The sequence below is a fragment of the Streptomyces albipurpureus genome (genome assembly GCF_023701525.1).
Classification (GTDB): Bacteria; Actinomycetota; Actinomycetes; order Streptomycetales; family Streptomycetaceae; genus Streptomyces; species Streptomyces albipurpureus.
In genome coordinates, this window is record NZ_JAMQAW010000095.1 from 29,817 (window position 1) to 50,014 (window position 20,198).

Consider the following 20,198-nt stretch of genomic DNA (forward strand, 5'->3'; position numbering starts at 1 on the left):
CCTACTGGTAAATAAACGTACCACCGAGGGGGGTTGGTGCCCACGTGATCACCGCCACATCTAGCCGGAGCAGTGGCTTCCTAATGGGGTGTCAGAGGTGGCCCCAGGGGATGTGCCCGCGGTGGCGCCAGATGCCGTCGTCGCCCGGGGCGTAGAGAGCGCGCCCCGCGGGGGCGCCGTCGGTGATGATCGCGATCCACGGGTCGGGGTCGTCCCGCTCGACATCGATCTCCAGCCCGTCGTACGGGCCCTCGTACAGGGTCACGGTGACGCTGTCGCCGTCTCCATCGCCGCCGACCACGGCTTGTTCACGCTCCCGGACGGCCGTCCGGGCCGCCACCGGCCCGGACGAGAGCGAGGAACGCTTCGGCCTCCGCGCGTGCGGCGGCGGCCTCCAGCGGCACATGGCCGATTCGGTACTCGCGGTACTCCCGGCGCCCTTCCTCGTCGCCGATCCGCAAGGCGACGTACGCGAGCGGGACCGAGAGCGTGTCCATCTGCCACTGGACCTGAGCCCGGCAGTGGGGCGGGATCTGGGCGGTGCCGTCCGGGCCCCACCCCTCGCCGGTGGGGTCGGTCTCGATCTCCAGCAGGGCCAAGATCCGGCGGGCGGGGGAGAGCAGGAGACGGTCGGGGGAGGCGAGCTGCCAGTGCCGCCGGATGTTCTGCCACATACCGGTGGCCGCCACGGTGAACTCGGGGTGCAGCCCGGCGAACAGGTCCGCGACCTCGGGCTCCAGACGCAGTCCCAGAGCGGCGAGCCCGGCGTTACGGGGCGGGAGCGGTGCAGCCGGGGCGCCGCGTCTGCGGGCGAGGAGCGCTTCGCACGTCTCGTACGGCGACAGGCCGAGGATTGCGGCGATCTCGCTCGCGGCGATCCCGGACCGCCGCACCGCGTGCCACTGGGGGCTCCCGGGCGACAGGTTGCTGTGCAGGACTGCGGTCGGGGTGTGCTGAACAGCGGCCATACGGGTGTTCCCATCGATGTGGTCGGTGTGGTGGCGGGCGGGCGGCATATGGGGCTGCCGTTCCCGCGTAGGGGCTCGAAGGCCCGGGATGTTTACGGGCATGTCCCGGCCGCCCGCCCGCGGGCCGCTCCTGGCGCCGGGAGCGGAAGAACCGCCCGGACCGTCGTCCGGGCGGCACCAGCGGCCCCGGCTCGTCCTCAGGACGCGGTGAGATCGACCGGTACGGCCACCCCGCTCCCCGGATACTGCTGCGGCCAGGCCGCTGCCTCGTCGTAGAGGACCCCGGTCTGCAGGCAGTGGTAGAGCGAGCGGGTGATCCGGATCCCCATATTGCGGATGGTGGTCGGGTGGTCCGCGCTGCGGGCGCGGCGGGCCGCGTAGTACGCCTTCGCGCCGGGGGAATGGGCGGTCATGCAGAACGCCGCCTGGAACAAGGCGGATCGGAGCGGCTTGTTCGCCGAGCGCCGCATCGACACCCGCGTCGAGGTGCCGGACGCCCAGGTCACCGGTACCACTCCGGCGTAGGCACACAGCGCCCGCGCGTCGGTGAAGCGGTCGAGCCGGTCGCCGACCTCGGCGAGGACCTGGCCGCCGATGACGTCCCCGATCCCGGGGAAAGAGCTGACGATCCTCGACCACGGGTGGTTCCGGTACTGCCGGCCGAGCTGGGCCTTCAGGTCGTCGGCCCGCTCACACGCCGCGGTAAGCGCGCCCAGCGCCGACAGCATCTCGGCCGCGCGGGCATCTTCCACCTCCGGGTGCGTCCGCAGCGCCGGCCGCCGGAAGTGCAGCCGGAGGCGGTGTGCTTCGTCGTCGACGGTCCGCCACCGGTTCCCGGCCTCCAGGGCGCGGGCGTATCCGGCGCGGTCCAGCGCGGCGGCCCGGCGCGGGGACGGGGCGGCCGCGAGGACCGCACGGGCCTGGGGGTGGCGTAAGCCGAGCTTCGGCCACGCGCTGATCGCGGCGGGGAAGTAGCCCTTGAGGACGGACCGTAGCTGGTGCAGGAGGCTTGCGCGGGAGGCCACGGCGTGGCCGTAGGCGTGGGCCAGCACCTTCAGAGCCCGGATGTGAGGGGAGGGGAGCACGATCCGGGGGAGTGAGTCGTTCCCGGAACGGAGCATGTCAGCCAGCAGATAGGCGTCGGCCCGGTCGGACTTGATGCTGTCCAGAGTGCTCGCCTTGCGCGCCCGGGCGGCCAGCGTGGCGTCGATGTGGACGACCGGCATGCCCCGGTCGGCCAGCGCCTCGACGAAGAGCAGATTCGGGTCCTCGATCCCGGTGGGGATCGTTCTCCACCTGGTGCGGTTGTGCTTTCGCAGGAAAGCGAGGTAGTCCGCGACCGGGTCCTCGGTCTCCGCGTAGACGATCCGCACATGCCCGAGCCGACGGCCGTCCCGGCGGACGATCCCGCAGTCCAGCCATCGATCGGCCCAGTCCACCCCGGCGAACATCGTCGCCACGCCCGCCCCCAAGCAACCCTCTGACACCCCACCGGCTGGTAAATAAACGTACCACTCGCGGGGTGGTGCTCGTCCGAGCCCGTGCCGTCTCGGACAATGGGCTACCGGTCAACTGCGGATCTTGACTACGGGACGGCCCCAGCGTGCGCAAAAACAGATCAGACCCACCCCCCATCACCTTCCTCGCCGAAGGTGAATGGCCCACCGGCCGACTCACCCCGGACGCGCCCCCCACCGCGCACCTCGGCCAGCACCTCGCCCAACGCCTCGAACAAGCGCTCGCCGACCACAGCCTCAGCGCGCGCGCCGCCGCCGACAAAGCCCGGTGCACACACCCCACCGTCATGCGCATCCTGAACGGCACCGGCGCGCCGGACGCCCGCACCGTCCTCCACCTGGAGATCGTCCTGCGGACCCGCCTATGGCCAGCTGCTCCCCACCGGCACTTTCCCCTCCCTCCGGAACCGGCACTGGTGCCCACGCCGGAGAACGGCGCCCCGAAGTGACCGGCGCGCCCGGCCTGACCCCGGGTCTCCGCAGTCGGGGCCGTCCCTCCGCGCAAAACCGGCCACAGGCACGCCCGCACCATCAGCGACGGCGCCCACGGTGCGGGGGGCGCCTGAGCAAGAGTTCCTGCCTGGCTGCAGGGAAGGGGGACACGCGGTCCGGCGCCGGCCCCGGGCAGGGGTCGCTTCCGCACGGGGCGGTCCTGCGGCAGTTGACGATGGCTCTGTCCCGTCCACCGTGGGCGTCGCCACGGGCATCACCCAGGAATGGCAGTCTCCTGCTCGGGTCCGTGACCTCGAACCGGTGGTCGGTGCCCGCGGTGGCGGGCTTCTTGCCCTGTGCGATCGCGTCCCACTTCGCGAGGACGAGCATGGGCCCGGACCGCACGGCGGCACCAACCTCCGTCGTGCCCCTGGTGGCGTTCTCCTCGCTGGACAGCTGTGCCTTGCCGCCCCGGGATGCGGCGGGTCGTACCCTATCCCTTTGGCGCAGTGCTCCGGCGGTCCGTGTCCTCGTGGGCTCGTGCTCGTTGGCCAGGGCGCGCACAGACCGTCCACCTACGGCTGTACACCTCCAGGGGCCCGGAAGTCGGCGCACACTCCGTCCGGTCCCCACCCCCACCAGCCGTGTCCCGCACCCTTGTAGCGCCTTACCCCGGCCCGAGCAGTCGGGCCCGCCCGGGTGCGCGCGGGGTCAGTGGGCTTCGGGAAGTCGGCCGGGCTGTTGCTTGGCGTGGGTGAGCTGGGCCTCGCGGACGGCCTGCCGGACCGCACGCAGGGCGTCCGCGGAGGGGAGTTTTCCGCAGGTCTGCACGGTCATGCCCTCGCGGAGAACGGTGACCGCCTCGATCCGGGCGACCGCCCGGCCGCACGCCTCATCGGAGGTGACGCTGGCGGTCGTGGCGCTGCCCAGGTGGGCGACCAGCTCGGCCCAGTCCGCGTCGATGAGGGGCACCGTCCGTCCGGCCCGGGCCGCGGCGAACCACCCGGGCTCGGGGCCGAGGGTGTTCAGGTCGACCCCGGCCGCATGCAGGGCGCTGCGGACGGGGTGGGAGCGGCGGCGGAGCGGCCCTTGCGGCGGAGCTTGGCGAACATGCTCCCGATCATCGCATTGGCGTGTTTCCGCCTCCCGAGGTGGCTGAATCAACACCGGTTCCCATCTGGCTGCAGGCGGGAGGCTTGTCGGTGGAATCGTCCAGCGAACTTGTCGGGATACTCGGCCAAGAGGGCCCGACTGGAGGTGCCGAAAGATGTACCGGACAGTTGACCTGCGGGTTTGCCGCGCAGGTGACATGTCGACAACGAGAGGTTCGGACAGCGACATCTCTATTCGGAACCTGCGCGGGCTGACGGAAGTCCCGTCATTCGGTGAAGTCCCCCAAGGCCCTCACCGAGCCCGGCGAGCGCTGGTTCACCGCCTGCCACACCGCAGAGCGCTCCATTGTGACCCTGAGTACCACGCCATATGCTGGCCAGTCGTGATCACTCGAGCGAGAGGGTGGGCATCGCCGGATGCTGCAGGTGCTGCCCGGCCGCGTCGATGGTGAGGCGGAACGCCTCCGGTCCGGGGCAGCCCGCCGCCGCGTGTGCGTCGAGGACTTCGGCGGCGCGGTCCCAGAGGCCGACCGGACCGGCCTGCCGCACGCCCAGCTGATCGCCTTCAGGGGTGAGCGCGGCCACCGAGCCGGTGGCGATGTCGATCAGGCAGGGCGTACCGTCGACCGTGGTGATCTGGCTGGTCGGCAGGGTCGACTGGACCAGGAAGCGTGTGAAGAACGCCTTCTCCGTTGCCGTTGCGCCAGTCGATGGTGTGACCGGTGGTGGTCGGATGTGTGTCGGCCAGGAGCGAGAGCCAGTGGGTGGGGTTCCCGAAGCCGGGGGCCTGGTGAGGGCGGGCGAGCATGAAGGACACACTGCCCGGCAGGAGCGGCCCGCTGGCGGTACCGTCGTCGTGGACGGTGAGCAGGGCGCGGCCGAAGCCGAACTGCCAGCCGCCGAGGGTCGTAAGGATCTTCCCCCCCCCGGGCCGGGTCTGCGCGATCCACACCCGGGGGACGGTACGGACGGAGCAGGCGGCGACGATCCGGTCGAACGGGGCCGACGGCCAGTAGCCGTACAAGCCGTCCGCGACCGCGAGATCGGGTGCGTAGCCAAGGCCGTACAAGGTGGTGGCCGCCTGTTCGAGTCGATGATTGTCGACTTCCAGGCTGGTGATCCGGTCGGACCCATATCGTTCGCATGCCAGCGCGGTGGAGTAGCCGGTGCCCGTACCGATCTCCAGGATGTCATGGCCCTCGGCCAGGTCCGCGTCCTCCCACATCCGCACAACCAGGGACGGCAGCGTGGACGACGAGGTGGGGTTACCACCATCGCGGGGCTCGGGCTTGTCCCAGTCCGGCTCATCGCCGTCGAACTGGGTGACGAGGGTCTGGTTGGTGTAGGTCGCGGTGAGCCACCGCTCGGGGTCCAGCTCCGCGGTGACCGGCTCCCACCAGGTGAGCCCCCGTGGTGAGGGCTTCTCGGTGGGTAGGTAGAACCCGGGGGTGAACCGGTCCCGGCGGACCGCCTCCACAGCCGTCCGCCACCCGTCGGCCCGCTCATCGCGCACCACAGCAGCGGTCAGCTCGCTCCGAAGCCGCTCCGCGCGCTGCTCGTACTCGGTTTCGCCTGCGCTGGTCATGATCAGGGTCCTTCCATCAGGAGGCGGGCGAAGGCCACAGCGATGTCGGTCGAGTCCGGCAGCCACCCCCACTGCCCATTGGCGTTGCACTCGATGAACGTGAACCGCTCCGGCGCGTCCTGGCGAAGGTCCTCCCGCAGAGCGAAGTCGAAGCAGCCGAAGACGAGCCCGAAGGCTTCCAGGTACGTGACCAGGTTCTCGGCGAGCGCCGCGGGAACGGTGAGTGGCTGGTGGTCCAGCTCGCCCCAGTCGCCGCGCCGCCAGTCCAGGACCCCGTCGGGGGTGCGGATCCGCTGGGCGAAGACGCGCCGCCCCACCACCGTGATCCGAGCGTCCGCCGTCTTCGGCACCTCGGCCTGGAACAGGTGCGCCATCAGGGCGACGGACTCGTCCAGCGATTCCGGGTCGATCCGCTGGGCGAAGATCGCGCCGGCCTGCCCGTCGTCCGAGACAGGCAGGCCCCGGAAGGGCTTGTAGACCACCTGCCCGTGCTTGGCCGCGAAGGCGCGCGCCCGCGCGACATCGTTGGTGACCAACGTCGGCGGAACTACCAGGCCGAGTTCCACAGCCCTTGACGCTGACGTGACGGCGCGCAGCTGTCTCCCCCATTGACGCCGACGGCGGGGTGCCGTTGCTGGCCTCACCGGTGAGGTGGGCCCCTGCTCGCGTGTATGGAAGTCCTATAGAGCTGGCCCGTGGATAGGTCCAGTTACGCCATTCGGTCGTACCAACGCGCTGTGGCATCTCACTCGCTCTACGGTCGGCGTGACAGCCGTTGCCCGCAGGTCGGCTGCTGGCGGCCTTGTGTTCCCTTCGCACGTTGCACGAGGCCGCAACCTCGGCAGCCGAAGGAAAGGGGTCGTGCATGCCTGGGGTGCCGACGATGGCCCTCGCGTTGGGCACCCGTGGCAGTCGCCTTGGGCAGGGTGCTTGAGGTCAGTGGCCGGGAAGTTGGCGGCCACAAGTGGTTCACGGCCTCTACCGTTCCGGGCCTTGGACCAGCCAGCCGCGTGTGCCGGTGAACGAATCGTCAAGGAAGCCAGGGATTCCGCGATGGAGCCGTTGTTGTCGAGTTCGCCGTTGGTCCGCCCTACGACGGCGGTGCCGCCGGTCACGCCGCTACCGGATCCGGGCGCGTGACCGGGGTGGTCAGACTCCAGGAGCCGTCCGGGTCCCCTGTGGTCCAGGCGCGGTGGGCGCCGTCGGTATCGGCGGCGAGCCGGAAGTCCTCACAGTCGGGTTGGCCCATCTCCGTCCACCAGGTGTGGGCGTCCTCGATTTCCTGCCACAGGTCCCGGGGCCCCGCCTCGTACACCGTCCGTGGGCCGTTGCAGAACGCGACCGCCCTCGATCCGTGGTCGTCCCAGACCCTGACGCGGAGCGTTTCGTGGCGCTCGCCGGCGTCGAAGCTCCAGCGGTGGGCCACATCGGGCAGGCGCAGTCCGACCGCGAAGCGGGCGCCGATGTCCTGGGCGACGAGCGCCGGGTCGATCGCCGAGGACCCGGCCCGGGGAACCTCCACGGGGTCGGGCCAGGGGCCGGGCCGTTCGGCGCGCAGCCACATGAACGCGACCCGGCCGACGAACGCACCAGACGCGCTACGCTCGTCGTCGGCGACGGTGAGCCGGAGCAGTCCGTATCCGGCGAGCGGGGTGTGAAACGGGGTGACGATGACTCCGCCCGGGCGCGTCTGGGCGATCCACGCGGGTGGGATGCGGCGGACGGCGACGGTGGAGATGAACCGGTCGAACGGCGCCCGGTCCGGGCACCCGTCGCGGGCGTCGCCGGTGACCAGGTACGGGTGGGCGCCGACGGCGTGCAGACGGGTCTGCGCGGTCAGAGCGACCTGTGGGTCGATCTCGATGGTGGTCACCGAACCAGGCCCGGCCAGACGCTCCATGAGGGCCGCCGTCCAGCCGGTGCCCGTGCCGGCCTCGCACACCCTCATACCCGGCTCCAGGTCGAGCACGGCCAGCATCTCCGCCACCGCCCGCGGTGCCGACTGCGAGGAGGTCATTTCCCCCGCCCCGCCCGGGTGGCCGTCGTCGAGTTGGGTCACCAAGTAGTCCGGGCTGTCGGCTAGCTGCTGCCAGCGCTCCGGGTCGGCCGCGCGTTCGGCCTGCTCCCATGGGCGTCCGCGGTCCCGGGTCCAGAGCGTGTCCGGAAGGAACGCGGCGCGCGGCAGTTCCATGAACGCCTCGGCCCAGCGTGCGGGCAAAATGCCGGATTGCTTCAGGTGTGCGACGTGGTCCGTGTATCCCACGGGGTTACTCCTGGGGGAGCGGGCCCGGGTCCTCCGGCTTGTGCCCGTTCGGCGACGGCTCCTGACCTGGAGTTTGTGGCAGTTCTTCCGGGTCCGCAGGCTGGGGTCCGCTTCCGTTTCCGCTGCCCATGCTGCCCTTCTTCCTCTGTGAGCCGCCCGGGAGTTGGCCCCGGTCCGGTCTCTTATGCTGCCGGTTCCGAGGGTGTGCTGTCACCACATCCAGTCCCGCTCTCGGCGGCTGCGGGCTCATGTTGGCCGGGTTCAGGGGCCAGTGCGGATCCAGGTGACCGGCGCTCCGCCCTGTCTTCACACCCCCGGAGCCGCACGGCTCCTGGGTCTGAAGTCGGTGACCGGTGAGCGCTTATCCGCAGGCGCCCCCAACGCGGTCGACGCCAGCGACGAGGGAGCTGTCGCCCGGCGGCGTTGCTTCCGGCAACGATCCGCCGCTCGGCGTTCATCGTCCGGCGGATCGGCACCAGGCCCATGCCGAGGTCGATAGAATTGGCGGACCGGCAGCAGTGTCAACGGTGCGGCGTCGTATGGAGATTTGGATGCCAGGTGCCGGTCTTTGAGACGACTCGTCGACTGGGCTGGTGATTGCCCTCCGGCGCGGAGCGGCACTGACCCGTGTCGGAGTCCGCCTCCGTGAGTAGGTACGCGACGGCCCCGGCGGCCGATCAACCCGACAGGCCACAACCTCGGAGTAGTACATGACCGGTCAGCCTCCACCACCTGCCTCAGGCACGGCCGCGGACCAGAGCACCGTCTCACCCGCCGGTATCACGCTTCTGGCGGGTGTGGGCCGGGCCGCTCTCAGTAATTGGCGCCGCCAATTCCCCGACTTCTCCGCCCGCGTGGGCGGAACCGACGCCCATCCGCTATTCCCGCTGGACGCGGTCGAGGCGTGGCTGAAGAACCATGAAAAGGGGGTCGGGCCCTAGCGAAGGGCGGGATTTTTCGGTGCCGTCCAGTTCTGAGATCCAGGGGCGGCGAGCGGGCTGAGCAGTGAGATCCGTTGCCAGCACTCCTGGTTGTCCGGTCTGGTCCAACCTGGTTGTGCCCATGAGTCTGCAGATCAGGGGACTTTGAAGCCGTAAAGCTCTGGAGAGGCTGCGAGACGCCCCGTACTCTCTGCTTTGTAGCACCCGGAACCTAAGGGAGGTGGGGTTAATGCCCGAACCTAAGAAGATCGTCCTAGCGTCCGGCAAAGTCCGGTATCGCGCGGTAGTCGACATCGGGTGTGGTGAGAACGGGAATCGTAAGCAACTCACCATCACTAAGGACACGTCAAAGGAAGTAAAGGCGGAGATCTCCCGTATCGAGAATGAGCGGAATGCGGGAAGCTTCGTTGCACCCAACAAGCTGACAGTCGGGCAATGGCTCGACATGTGGCTTGAGAAGAAGAATCAGGATCTGGAGCCGACCACCATCTACAACTATCGGGTAAGCCTCGATAGGTGCCGTCCGCGGCTCGGTCACATTCGGTTGCAGGACTTAACCGAAGAAGATGTAGAAGCGTGGATGCTGTGGTCTCTCAAGAGCGGGCGCATTCGTGGCAAGCGTGCCGGAACTCCGCTCGGTGTGACATCCGTGGACATGACGCTTGCTCGACTCAAAGAGGCTTTGAATCGGGCCGTCACGAAAAGGCTTGTCACTATGAACGTGGCAGCGAACCTGTACATCCCGCGTAAGGCGCGCAAAGCGGAGCGGAAAGTCAAGGAAATAGTCCCGCCGTGGGATGTTACGGAAGTCCAGAAGTTCGTTGAGGTAATGCAGTCGGACCGGCTCTTTGCTCCGCTGCTGCTCTCGCTCATGGGTCTCCGTCCGGCGGAAGTCTGCGGAATGCGTTGGGAGGATATCAATCTGGAGAACGAAACCCTCCTGATCGCCAACACCCGAACCATGATGGGGAATCTGACCGTGGTAGAGAAGGACACCAAGTCAATGGCGAGCGAAAGAGCACTCCCGTTGCCCACCATGGTGACCACCACTCTCCGACGGTTCAAGGCGATTCAGGCGGCCGAGAGACTGGCGCTGGGTGCGGACTATGTGGATTCCGGCTATATGGCCGTAAATGAAGTCGGGGAAGTCCTCACGACCAAGCAACTCAGGACGCGGGCGTATCTGCTCATGAAGATTGCGGTACTGCGTAGGGTGCGTCTCTATGACGCCCGTGCATCGTGCTTTACCTACCTCGCCAACAACGGGGTGCTTGATCACATCCTGGCTAGGTGGGCCGGACACACCAACGTCAAGACCACCAAGCGTTGGTACGTGAAGCCGGACGTTGAAGACCTGCGGGGGGCCGCTCAGACTTGGGGTGGTCTCGTCGCAGCGGAGGGCGAGGTACGTGAGAAATTGTGAGATGTGGGAGCGTGTGAGACGTGAGTGAGAGCAAGAGTGAAACGCTGAAGTACCAGGTAGATGGCCATGAAGATGCACCTTGGTTGGTGCTCGGTCCTAGCCTCGGTACCACATGGCATATGTGGGATCGGCAGATCGAAGACCTCTCCCGCGAGTGGCGGGTCCTTCGCTACGACCTTCCCGGCCATGGCGGTGCGCCCGCTCAACCCGCCGCCTCCGTCGGCGAGCTCGCCGCGCGGCTGCTGGCCACCCTCGATGGACTGGGCATCCAGCGCTTCGGCTACGCGGGCTGTTCGATAGGAGGGGCGATCGGCATCGAGTTGGCGCTCGCCCACCCGCACCGTCTCGCCTCGCTCGCCCTGGTCGCGGCCTCACCCCGGTTCGGCACCGCCGACGAGTTCCGCCGCCGTGGCGTGGTGGTCCGCACCAACGGTCTGGAGCCGATGGCTCGCAGCGCCCCCGAGAGCTGGTTCACCCAGGGCTTCGCCGCGGCCCAGCCCGCCATCGTCGAGTGGGCCGTCCAGATGGTGCGCACCACCGACCCGGGCTGCTACATCGCCGCCTGTGAGGCGCTGGCCGCGTTTGACGCCCGCGCCGAGCTGGGCCGCATCGGGGTGCCCACCCTGGTCCTGGTCGGCTCCGACGACCAGGTCACCGGACCCGCGGAAGCGCGGACCCTGGTCGCGGGGATACCGGACTCCCGACTCGCGCTGGTGCCCGGAGCCTCCCATCTCGCGCCCGTCGAACAGCCCGCTGCCGTCACCGATCTGCTGGTACGCCACTTCGCAGGTGTCGCCCAGGACACCCTGTCCGCGATCCCGGTACCTCCCCTGATGCCCCAGGCGTCAGCTCCCGCGACCCCGGTCGCCGAGTTCGCCCCCGTGGTGGAACCGACCCACCCGGGCCGCGTCGACCCCTATGAGCCGGGGATAAAGGTGCGTCGGGAGGTCCTTGGTGACGCGCATGTCGATGGCATCACCGCTCGGGCCGACGGCTTCGCCGACGACTTCCAGGAACTGGTCACCCGCTATGCCTGGGGCGAGGTCTGGAGTCGAGAGGGCATCGACCGGAGGACTCGAAGTGTGATCACCCTGACCGCGTTGGTCGCGGGCGGCCATCGCGATGAACTGGCGACTCATACCCGGGCCGCACTGCGCAATGGCCTCACCCCCCAAGAGATCAAGGAAATCTTGATCCACACCGCTGTGTACTGCGGAGTTCCGGCGGCGAACTCGGCATTCGCCGTTGCGCGTGAGGTCATTCAGCAGGAGACAGCCCCGGGTCCGTAGCAGGATGTGGGCATGGAGCTGACCAAGAAGAAGCATGCGTGTATCCGGTTGGAGAAGGACGGCGCGGTCCTGGTGATCGACCCCGGTGCCTTCAGTGAGCAGGACGCGGCCGTGGGGGCGGACGTCATCTTGATCACCCATGAGCACGTCGACCACTTCGAGGAGGGGCGGTTGCGGGCCGCGCTGGAAGCGGGGGCCGAGGTGTGGACGCTGCGGAGCGTCGCTGACAAGGTGTCGGCGGCGTTTCCCGGCCGGATCCACACCGTCGGTCACGGTGATACCTTCACCGCCGCCGGTTTCGACGTACAGGTCCACGGCGAGCTTCACGCCGTGATCCATCCGGATCTTCCACGGGTCACCAACGTCGGCTACCTCGTGGACGGCTCGGTCTTCCACCCCGGTGACGCCCTCACCGTGCCCGACGCCCCCGTCGACACCCTGATGCTGCCGGTGCACGCGCCTTGGAACAAGATCGCCGAGGTCATCGACTACGTACGCGCGGTGAAGCCCCGTCGCGCCATCGATGTCCACGACGCCTTGCTCGCCGATCTGGCCCGACCGCTCTACGACACCCACATCGGCAATCTCGGCGGCGCCGAGCACACCCGGTTGGGCCCGGGGGAGAGTGCCGCGCTGTGACGCGCACCTCCCTCGTCCACTCGCTCGACGAACGCCCGGCCGGCTCACGGTCCGGCCGGGCCCGCAGTGTCACACCCCGGCATTAGGCTTCCCCCCATGCGCATCGCCACATGGAACGTCAACTCGATCACCGCCCGGCTGCCGCGGTTGCTCGCCTGGCTGGAGAGCAGCGGTACCGATGTGCTCTGCATCCAGGAGACCAAGTGCACCGAGGAGCAGTTCCCGGCCGCCGAGCTGAGGGAGATCGGCTATGAGTCCGCCATCCACGCCGACGGCCGGTGGAACGGTGTGGCGCTGCTCTCCAGGGTCGGTCTGACCGATGTGGTCAAGGGCCTTCCCGGCGGGCCCGAGTACGGGGGAGCGAAGGAGCCCCGGGCGATCTCCGCGGCCTGCGGCCCCGTTCGGGTCTGGTCGGTCTATGTACCCAATGGCCGTGAGGTCTCCCACGACCACTACACCTACAAGCTCAACTGGCTGGCCGCGCTGCGAACCGCGGTGGCCGACGACGCGGCGGGAGATCGGCCCTTCGCCGTCCTCGGCGACTTCAACATCGCGCCCACGGATGACGATGTCTGGGACCGCGCGGTCTTCGAGGGGAGTACCCATGTCACCGAGCCGGAGCGGGCGGCGCTGACGGCTCTGCGGGAGACGGGTCTGTCGGATGTGGTTCCCCGGCCGCTGAAGTACGACCATCCGTTCACCTACTGGGACTACCGTCAGTTGGGCTTCCCCAAGAACCGCGGCATGCGTATCGATCTTGTTTACGGCAATGGACCGTTCAAGGAAGCCGTCAAGGACAGTTATGTCGATCGTGAGGAGCGCAAGGGCAAGGGGGCTTCGGATCATGCCCCGGTCGTGGTGGACCTCACCGTCTGATCATCGACCAGCCGTAGTACCTGACGTCGACCGACGACATCGATGACCGCTGTCGCGTGCCCTGTGGTGCGTTCGACGGCGGGAATGCGAGGGTGAGTGGTATGAACATCCCTTTCTTGGACAATTGGCTCAAGCGCCATGGCGCTGATCAGCAGCGGGAGCAGCTCGCCGCCACGGAGAGCGACCCGGAGCGAGCGGCGGCCATTGCCGAACTGCTCTCGGAGTGCGAGCTCCTGCGGGTGCGAGCGGAGCGGCTCGGGCTCGAACTGGATGACACACCGGCGTCGCTGGCGGCTCTGGATCAGCTGCCGCCGCGTTGGCGCGATGACCCCGAGGAGTTGCCGTGGGTGGGCAATGACGCGGGGCTCTATCTCGGTACGGTGATCGTTCGTACGGTCCCCGGAGCCGTTTGGCACATTTGGCCGGGCGGTCACCCGGTGGTGCGACTCGTCTCTGGCCGTGAGATCGGCGTGGTTGAGGCAGGCTTGGACTGGGCGGTCAACGGTGCGCCGGAGTTGGCGCAGGTCTACGCGGAGGCGGCCGAGGCCTGAGCACCCCCTTTCGTTGACTGTCGGACCCTCCTCGGTAGCCGGAGTCCTTAACTCAATAAATACGGCTTATGCCCTATTTATGCGTGTCGTCAGTGAAGTCCCTTATCGGGGTGGATAGTTTGCGCTGACCTCGACACAGCGATGAGTGGGTAGGGCAGCGTATGGCCGTCGTCGATCCGTTGATCGAACTGCGGGACGTCAATAAGCATTTCGGACAGTTGCACGTTCTTCAGGACATCAACCTCGCCGTCGGGCGCGGGGAGGTTGTGGTGGTCATCGGGCCCTCCGGCTCGGGGAAATCGACCCTCTGCCGGACGATGAACCGACTGGAGACCATCGAATCGGGCACGATCACCATCGATGGTGAGCCCCTGCCGGAAGAGGGCAAGGGGCTCGCCAGGCTCCGCGCCGATGTCGGCATGGTCTTCCAGTCCTTCAACCTCTTCGCCCACAAGACCGTGCTGGCCAATGTCTCCCTCGCTCCCATCAAGGTCCGCGGCCGGAAGAAGGACGACGCCAACCGGCGTTCCCGGGACCTGCTCGACCGGGTGGGGCTCGCCGACCAGGCCGACAAGTACCCCGCCCAACTCTCCGGCGGTCAGCAGCAGCGCGTGGCCATCGCCCGAGCGCTGGCCATGGAGCCCAAGGTCATGCTCTTCGACGAGCCGACCTCGGCACTTGACCCGGAGATGATCAATGAAGTCCTTGAGGTGATGCAACAACTCGCCCGGGACGGCATGACCATGGTCGTCGTCACCCATGAGATGGGCTTCGCCCGCTCCGCCGCCAACCGCGTCATCTTCATGGCGGACGGCCGGTGTATCGAGGATCGCACCCCGGAGGACTTCTTCACCCACCCGGAGAGCGAGCGCGCCAAGGACTTTCTCTCCAAGATCCTCAAGCACTGACGGGGGCTGGACAGATGCGTATCAGACGCGCCGTGACGGTGCTGGTGCTCACCGCCGTCGCCGCCACGGCCTGCGGCAAGGAGGGCAGTCCGCCCGTCAAGGGCCCCCAGCCCGAGCAACTGCCCAAGTACCAGGTCAACGCGGGCTTCCAGTTGGAGGACTCACCGACCTGGCGCAAGGCCGAGCGGCGCGGCCACTTCGTTGTCGGCGCCAAGGAGGACCAGCCCTATCTCGGTGAGAAGGACCCGGCGAGCGGCCTGTACTCCGGCTTCGACATCGAGATCGCGAGAATGGTCTCCGCCTCACTGGGCCTCGATCCCGCGAAGATCGCCTTCCGCACGATCGCCTCCGCCAACCGTGAAACCGCCCTCCAGAACGGCCAGATCGACTACTACGTCGGCACCTACACGATCAACGACAACCGGAAGAAGCTCGTCGGCTTCGCTGGCCCGTACTTCATGGCCGGCCAGGACCTCCTGGTGCGCACGGACGAGGAAGACATCAAGGGTCCGGAAGACCTCGCCGGCAAACGTGTCTGCTCGGCCTCCGGATCGACCCCCTACCAGCGCATCCAGGCCGACTACCCCAAGGCCGACCTTGTCGCCTACGACACCTACTCGATCTGCGTCGACAATCTCCTCACCTACCAGGTCGATGCCGTCACCACCGACAACGCCATCCTCACCGGATACGCGGCCAAGGCGCCGGACGAGTTGAAAGTCGTCGGCAAACCCTTCTCCGAGGAGCCGTACGGCATCGGTGTACCGCGCAGTGACAACGCCCTGCGTTTCGCCATCGACGACGCCCTGCTCGCCAATGAGAAGAACGGCAACTGGAAGAAGGCCTACGACGCCACGCTCGGCCTCTCCGGAGTGCCCGCACCCAAGCCGCCCCCGATCGACCGCTACCCGGCGAGCTGAGGACCGAAGTGAACGTACTGACCGACAACTTCTCCACGTACGGCGAGGGATTCCTCGGCACCGTCGAGCTAACGGTCTACTCCTCGCTGCTCGCCCTGGTACTCGGCTTCCTGATGGCGTCCTTCCGGGTCGCGCCCGTCGGTTCGTTCCGGGTCATCGGCACGGTATGGGTGACCGTGCTCCGCAATACGCCGCTCACGCTGCTGTTCTTCGCCGTACTCCTGGGGTTGCCGAGATTCGGTCTGGTGCTGCCCTTCGAGGTCTTCGCGGTGCTCGCACTGGGCTGCTACACCTCTGCCTTCATCTGCGAGGTCCTGCGCTCGGGCATCAACACCGTGTCCAGGGGGCAGGGCGAGGCCGCCCGCAGCCTGGGCATGAGCTTCAGCGAAACCCTGAACAACGTGGTGCTGCCACAGGCGTTTCGCAGTGTTATCCCACCGATCGGTTCGACGCTCATCGCGCTCGCCAAGAACTCGGCGATCGCGGGCGCTTTCAGCGTCACCGAACTTCTCGGTACCTACAAGACGCTCAGTGAACTGGGCTACAACATCGTCTGGACCTTTATCTGGATCGCCGTCGGCTATCTCATTATCACCCTGACCATCAGTGCGCTGTTCAACGTGCTGGAGAAGCGCTATGGAGTCGCCCGATGACCGATTCCACCGCCCTCTACGATATCCCCGGGCCCAAGACCCGCCAGCGGCACCGCCTCTACGGGATTGTCTCGACCATCGCCATCGTGGCCCTGCTCGGCTGGATTCTGTATCTGCTCTTTGACACCGGACAGTTCACCGCCGCCAAATGGGCGCCCTTCGAGTACAAGGGAATTCAGGAACTACTGCTCCGCGGCCTGGGCAACACCCTCAAGGCGTTCGCCTTCGCCGCGGTGTTCTCGCTGATCCTCGGCACCATCCTGGCCTGCGGCCGGCTTTCCGACCACGCACCCGTGCGATGGGTCTCCACCCTGCTGGTGGAGTTCTTCCGGGCCATGCCGGTGCTGGTGATGATCTTCTTCATCTTCGTCGCGCTGAAAGTGCAACCGCTGCCCGCGCTGGTGGCGGGACTCACCCTCTACAACGGCTCGGTGCTCGCCGAGGTGTTCCGTGCGGGCGTCAACTCCGTGGACCGCGGTCAGCGAGAGGCCTCGTATGCGCTCGGCATGCGGAAAACCCAGGTCATGGCGCATGTGCTGGTGCCCCAGGCGGTACGCGCCATGCTGCCGACGATCATCAGTCAGCTGGTGGTCGCCCTGAAGGACACCTCCCTCGGCTATTTGATCACCTATGAGGAATTCCTCCACGCGGGCAAGCTCATCGCATCGAACCTCGACTACGATTTGCCGTTCATCCCCGTGGTGATGGTGATCTCGCCGATCTACATTGGGATGTGCATGTTGCTCTCCTGGTTCGCCAATTGGGTGGCCAGGAGGCAGCGCCGCAACCCGAAGACGGAGGCCGTGGACATCGCCCCGGCCAAACCAGGGACGCTGCTGCCCGGGGGTACCCCCGCGCCCTAGGAGGCAGGGCAGCAGTACATGGGGCATGACTCGGAGCCTCCGGGCGGGGCTCCGGCGGCAGCCGGTGATCACTTCTGGCGCAGCGGCACCCACCGAGAACGGGTCGGCCGTGGACGAGGAGAAGGTCAGCTGCCCGCCGGGAGGGTTGTGTCCGATGTAGAGCGGGTCGAAGGGTCCACGACCACGGTGAGACGGGACCGGTCAAGCGCCTAAGACGGTGGAGAACCACTCCAGGTCGACGGCGAAGGGCCGCCAGGGGTCTGGCCGTGGACCGTGGTCGCATGGCTGACCAGCTTGCCGAGGCCGAGCGGGCCCGCGTCGTCGAGACAGACGACGGGGTGCCGCTCTCCTTGGTTCTGGGAGCCCCGAACCCCGCCAGTGGCCCTCCCGCCGCGCGCTGGGGACCGTTCAGCCCGCGGGTGCCCGATGGGAGGTGCCCGTAGCGGTGAGCGGGGTCTGCGCCGCCTGGGTGACATCCGCGACCACCTCCACGACATCGGGGCCGTACGCCTGGGAACTGACCACCTTCAGCAGGAGACAGAAGGAGTTCAGGCCGTGCTTGCGGGCCAGCTTCTCGTGGTTGCGCGCGAGATAGCGGGTCGCCGCCTGGTTGGTTATCGCCCGCTGGCCGCAGAAGAGAAAGACCGGACGGGCATCCTGATGCGCGGTCAGTCGAGCGAGCAGCACATACTCGCTCACCCCTGCCTCCAGCCGGTAGCGCTCCGAGCCGATCTGGAACGCGCCTTGATCCGGCCCCGGAGCAGGGTCGACATTGATGCGGACACCAGGTAGCAAATGGTGCAGATGTGCGGCCATGCGGCGATTTGAGTAGGGCCCGCCCACGCAGTACTCGGTGCGTTCACCGAATCCCTGGCGGGCCACGTCGTGCCAGATGATCTGGGCCTGGGCCCCGCAGTCCTTGATGAGCGCCGCCAACTCCAGCAGGGCGAACACATCAAAGCGGTGCACCGAGCCGTCCCGCCCCGCCTCCCGGTTGACGACCAGCAGCGACTCCGAGTTGCTCGGCAGCCCCAGGAAGGTCTGCTTGCGGTGCAGCCTGCGCCGCCAGATGTAGGTACGGGCGAGCCAGCCGACCGCGGCGCTGATACCGGCGGCCGCCACGCCGAGCACGATATTGCGTACGTCGTCGTTCATGGGCGCGCAGCCTAGCGGGCCATCGCACCACCGTTCGACGCACTCCCGCCAGGCGATCCTGACGACCGGGGGCCGGTGAAGTTACAGTGCGCGGACGCATGTTGACTGGAGGTATCCGCATGGGTCGTTCCGCCGCACGGAGCATGACCGTCCTGGCCGTCGCCGCAAGCATGGTTTCGCTGGGTGCCGCCGCGCCCTCGGCAACCACGCCGTTAGTCGCGCCGCCGCCGAAAACACCGGTAGCCGTGGGCCACGGCGGCGCGGTGGCCAGCGTTGACCCGGACGCGTCCGCCGCCGGCATCGAGGTGCTGAGGCGGGGAGGCAACGCCGTGGACGCGGCCGTCGCCACCGCCGCCGCCCTCGGTGTCACCGAGCCCTACTCCGCGGGCATCGGCGGTGGAGGTTTCCTCGTCCACTACGACGCCAGGTCCCGTACGGTCCACACCATCGACGGCCGGGAAACCGCGCCCCGTTCCGCTGGTCCCGGACTCTTCCAGGAGAACGGCAAGCCGATTCCCTTCGCCGAGGGCCAGACCAGCGGTCTGGGCGTCGGCACCCCGGGCACCCCGGCCACCTGGGACACCGCCCTCGACCGCTGGGGCAGCAGGTCACTGGGCGAACTGTTGAAGCCCGCCGAACGGCTGGCGTGGCACGGGTTCACCGTGGACGCCACCTTCCGATCGCAGACCGAGGCCAACCAGGAGCGGTTCGCCGACTTCCCCGACTCCGCGGAGCTGTTCCTGCCCGGCGGCAAGCCGCCGGTGGTGGGCACCGTCTTCAAGAACCCGGATCTCGCCCGTACGTACCAGCAGATCGGACGGAAGGGAGTCAGCACGCTGTACCGCGGCGACATCGCCAAGGACATCGTGCGGACCGTCCGCAAACCCCCCGTCGCCGACGGTGCCACCCGCAAGGTTCGCCCCGGTGATCTGACCACCTGGGACCTCCGGGCGTACGAGACCATTGACCGCGCCCCCACCAGGGTTTCCTACCGAGGCCTTGACGTCTACGGCATGGCTCCCTCCTCCTCGGGCGGCACCAGCGTCGGTGAGGCACTGAACATCCTGGAGCGCACCGATCTCGCCAAGGCCCCCCAGGCGCAGTATCTGCACCGCTTCATCGAGGCCAGCAGGATCGCCTTCGCCGACCGGGGCCGCTGGGTCGGCGACCCGGCCTTCGAGGACGTTCCGGTCAAGGAGCTGCTCTCCCAGCGGTTCGCCGACTCGCGCGGTTGCCTGATCAAGGCGGACGCGGTACTCACCAGCCCGCTCGCCCCCGGCGACCCACGGCGGCCCGTGGACTGCGCCACCACGGGGAAAGCCGCTCCGACGACCTTCGAAGGGGAGAACACCACCCATCTGACCACCGCCGACAAGTGGGGCAACGTCGTTGCCTACACCCTGACGATCGAGTCCACCGGAGGCAGCGGCATCACCGTGCCGGGCCGTGGCTTCCTCCTCAACAACGAGCTCACGGACTTCTCCTTCGCGCCGGCTGACCCGGCCGTCCATGACCCGAACCTCCCGGGTCCGAGCAAGCGTCCGCGGTCGTCCATCTCGCCGACGATCGTTCTCGATGAGGGCCGCCCGGTGCTCGCACTGGGCTCTCCCGGCGGCGCCACCATCATCACCACGGTGCTCCAGACCCTGACGGGTCGTCTGGATCGCGGACTGCCACTGGTGGAGGCGATCGCCGCTCCGCGGGCCAGCCAGCGCAACCAGACCACGACCGAGTTGGAGCCAGCGCTCTGGAACAGCTCGCTCCGTGCGGACCTGGAGAAGATCGGCCACGCCTTCCGCCAGAACCCGGAGATCGGGGCGGCGACCGGCATCGAGCGGCTGCCCGACGGACGGTGGCTCGCCGCGGCCGAGAAGGTGCGCAGGGGCGGTGGTTCCGCGATGGTGGTCCGACCGAGCGGAACACCCTGACGACGGGCTGGCGGCCAGGGCCCGGCCCCCGCCAGTCGGGTGGGCGGGGTTCACTCGCGGTGGTGAGCCGCGCACCGGTCGAGCCGGTGGGCGGCTCGCGCTCCACGGGTGTCCGCGGCCGTTGTGGGGTAATCCGTCCGGCCCTAGGCACCGAGCGGCCCGCCCGGCATCAACT

Annotated in this window: 20 protein-coding genes and 1 pseudogene; 11 read left to right on the forward strand and 10 right to left on the reverse strand. The window is 68.1% G+C overall.

Annotation, left to right across the window (positions count from 1 at the left end; translation table 11 throughout):
• Window positions 1-91: 91 nt before the first annotated feature.
• The 3 genes from NBG84_RS37590 to NBG84_RS37600 form a co-directional block, all read right to left on the reverse strand.
• Window positions 92-340, reverse strand: a complete 249-nt coding sequence (locus NBG84_RS37590; RefSeq protein ID WP_250924212.1) for a hypothetical protein — start codon at window positions 338-340, stop codon at window positions 92-94.
• The gene (locus NBG84_RS37595) at window positions 309-1,070 is read right to left on the reverse strand and encodes a YqaJ viral recombinase family protein (RefSeq protein WP_250924213.1); all 762 of its coding nucleotides are present in this window, start codon (window positions 1,068-1,070) and stop codon (window positions 309-311) included. The genes NBG84_RS37590 and NBG84_RS37595 overlap by 32 nt, the downstream gene beginning before the upstream one ends.
• Window positions 1,071-1,165: 95 nt before the next feature.
• Window positions 1,166-2,419, reverse strand: coding sequence for an IS110 family transposase (locus tag NBG84_RS37600; RefSeq protein WP_250924230.1), 1,254 nt, complete (start codon window positions 2,417-2,419; stop codon window positions 1,166-1,168).
• Window positions 2,420-2,571: 152 nt separating this feature from the next.
• On the opposite strand from NBG84_RS37600, the gene NBG84_RS37605 reads away from it, so the two are divergent.
• Window positions 2,572-2,934, forward strand: a complete 363-nt coding sequence (locus NBG84_RS37605) for a hypothetical protein (RefSeq protein ID WP_250924214.1) — start codon at window positions 2,572-2,574, stop codon at window positions 2,932-2,934.
• Window positions 2,935-3,628: 694 nt separating this feature from the next.
• Here NBG84_RS37605 and NBG84_RS37610 read toward each other — a convergent pair.
• The 5 genes from NBG84_RS37610 to NBG84_RS37630 all read right to left on the reverse strand — a co-directional run bounded on the left by NBG84_RS37610 (window position 3,629) and on the right by NBG84_RS37630 (window position 7,877).
• On the reverse strand, window positions 3,629-4,084 hold the full coding sequence (locus tag NBG84_RS37610; protein WP_250924215.1) for a hypothetical protein: 456 nt from the start codon (window positions 4,082-4,084) through the stop codon (window positions 3,629-3,631).
• Between the two features lie 332 nt (window positions 4,085-4,416).
• Entirely contained in the window at window positions 4,417-4,614 is a 198-nt protein-coding gene (locus NBG84_RS37615; RefSeq protein ID WP_250924216.1) for a hypothetical protein, read from the reverse strand.
• Window positions 4,595-5,614 (reverse strand): methyltransferase domain-containing protein, encoded by a 1,020-nt coding sequence (locus tag NBG84_RS37620; protein WP_250924217.1) that lies wholly within the window; start codon window positions 5,612-5,614, stop codon window positions 4,595-4,597. The genes NBG84_RS37615 and NBG84_RS37620 overlap by 20 nt, the downstream gene beginning before the upstream one ends.
• A 2-nt stretch (window positions 5,615-5,616) precedes the next feature.
• Window positions 5,617-6,180, reverse strand: coding sequence for an MvdC/MvdD family ATP grasp protein (locus NBG84_RS37625; RefSeq protein WP_250924218.1), 564 nt, complete (start codon window positions 6,178-6,180; stop codon window positions 5,617-5,619).
• Between the two features lie 545 nt (window positions 6,181-6,725).
• Window positions 6,726-7,877: a protein-L-isoaspartate O-methyltransferase family protein gene (locus NBG84_RS37630; protein ID WP_250924219.1), complete on the reverse strand. Its 1,152-nt coding sequence runs from the start codon at window positions 7,875-7,877 to the stop codon at window positions 6,726-6,728.
• Between the two features lie 1,170 nt (window positions 7,878-9,047).
• On the opposite strand from NBG84_RS37630, the gene NBG84_RS37635 reads away from it, so the two are divergent.
• From NBG84_RS37635 to NBG84_RS37675, 9 genes are all read left to right on the forward strand, one after another.
• Window positions 9,048-10,241, forward strand: a complete 1,194-nt coding sequence (locus NBG84_RS37635; protein ID WP_250924220.1) for a site-specific integrase — start codon at window positions 9,048-9,050, stop codon at window positions 10,239-10,241.
• A gap of 20 nt (window positions 10,242-10,261) precedes the next feature.
• On the forward strand, window positions 10,262-11,530 hold the full coding sequence (gene pcaDC / locus NBG84_RS37640) for a bifunctional 3-oxoadipate enol-lactonase/4-carboxymuconolactone decarboxylase PcaDC (protein ID WP_308312157.1): 1,269 nt from the start codon (window positions 10,262-10,264) through the stop codon (window positions 11,528-11,530).
• A 12-nt stretch (window positions 11,531-11,542) separates the two neighbouring features.
• Window positions 11,543-12,169 carry an MBL fold metallo-hydrolase gene (locus NBG84_RS37645; protein ID WP_250924222.1) on the forward strand — a complete coding sequence of 209 codons (627 nt, stop codon included), beginning with the start codon at window positions 11,543-11,545 and terminating at the stop codon, window positions 12,167-12,169.
• Window positions 12,170-12,265: 96 nt separating this feature from the next.
• The gene (locus tag NBG84_RS37650) at window positions 12,266-13,045 is read left to right on the forward strand and encodes an exodeoxyribonuclease III (RefSeq protein WP_250924223.1); all 780 of its coding nucleotides are present in this window, start codon (window positions 12,266-12,268) and stop codon (window positions 13,043-13,045) included.
• Between the two features lie 101 nt (window positions 13,046-13,146).
• Window positions 13,147-13,596 (forward strand): DUF6278 family protein, encoded by a 450-nt coding sequence (locus NBG84_RS37655; protein ID WP_250924224.1) that lies wholly within the window; start codon window positions 13,147-13,149, stop codon window positions 13,594-13,596.
• Window positions 13,597-13,757: 161 nt separating this feature from the next.
• Window positions 13,758-14,504, forward strand: coding sequence for an amino acid ABC transporter ATP-binding protein (locus tag NBG84_RS37660; protein WP_285368835.1), 747 nt, complete (start codon window positions 13,758-13,760; stop codon window positions 14,502-14,504).
• A 14-nt stretch (window positions 14,505-14,518) separates the two neighbouring features.
• Window positions 14,519-15,424 carry a glutamate ABC transporter substrate-binding protein gene (locus NBG84_RS37665; protein ID WP_250924225.1) on the forward strand — a complete coding sequence of 302 codons (906 nt, stop codon included), beginning with the start codon at window positions 14,519-14,521 and terminating at the stop codon, window positions 15,422-15,424.
• Between the two features lie 8 nt (window positions 15,425-15,432).
• A complete protein-coding gene (locus NBG84_RS37670; protein ID WP_250924226.1) occupies window positions 15,433-16,077 on the forward strand; it encodes an amino acid ABC transporter permease in 645 nt (214 codons plus the stop codon).
• Window positions 16,074-16,940, forward strand: coding sequence for an amino acid ABC transporter permease (locus tag NBG84_RS37675; RefSeq protein ID WP_250924227.1), 867 nt, complete (start codon window positions 16,074-16,076; stop codon window positions 16,938-16,940). Before NBG84_RS37670 ends, NBG84_RS37675 begins: the two co-directional genes overlap by 4 nt.
• A 68-nt stretch (window positions 16,941-17,008) precedes the next feature.
• Here NBG84_RS37675 and NBG84_RS37680 read toward each other — a convergent pair.
• Window positions 17,009-17,295 (reverse strand): annotated as a pseudogene (locus tag NBG84_RS37680) (acyl esterase); the annotation flags it as partial.
• Between the two features lie 53 nt (window positions 17,296-17,348).
• On the reverse strand, window positions 17,349-18,095 hold the full coding sequence (locus NBG84_RS37685) for a hypothetical protein (protein WP_250924228.1): 747 nt from the start codon (window positions 18,093-18,095) through the stop codon (window positions 17,349-17,351).
• 119 nt (window positions 18,096-18,214) lie between these two features.
• Between NBG84_RS37685 and ggt the strand changes: the two genes are divergently transcribed.
• Window positions 18,215-20,023, forward strand: a complete 1,809-nt coding sequence (gene ggt / locus NBG84_RS37690; RefSeq protein WP_250924229.1) for a gamma-glutamyltransferase — start codon at window positions 18,215-18,217, stop codon at window positions 20,021-20,023.
• Window positions 20,024-20,198 lie beyond the last annotated feature (175 nt).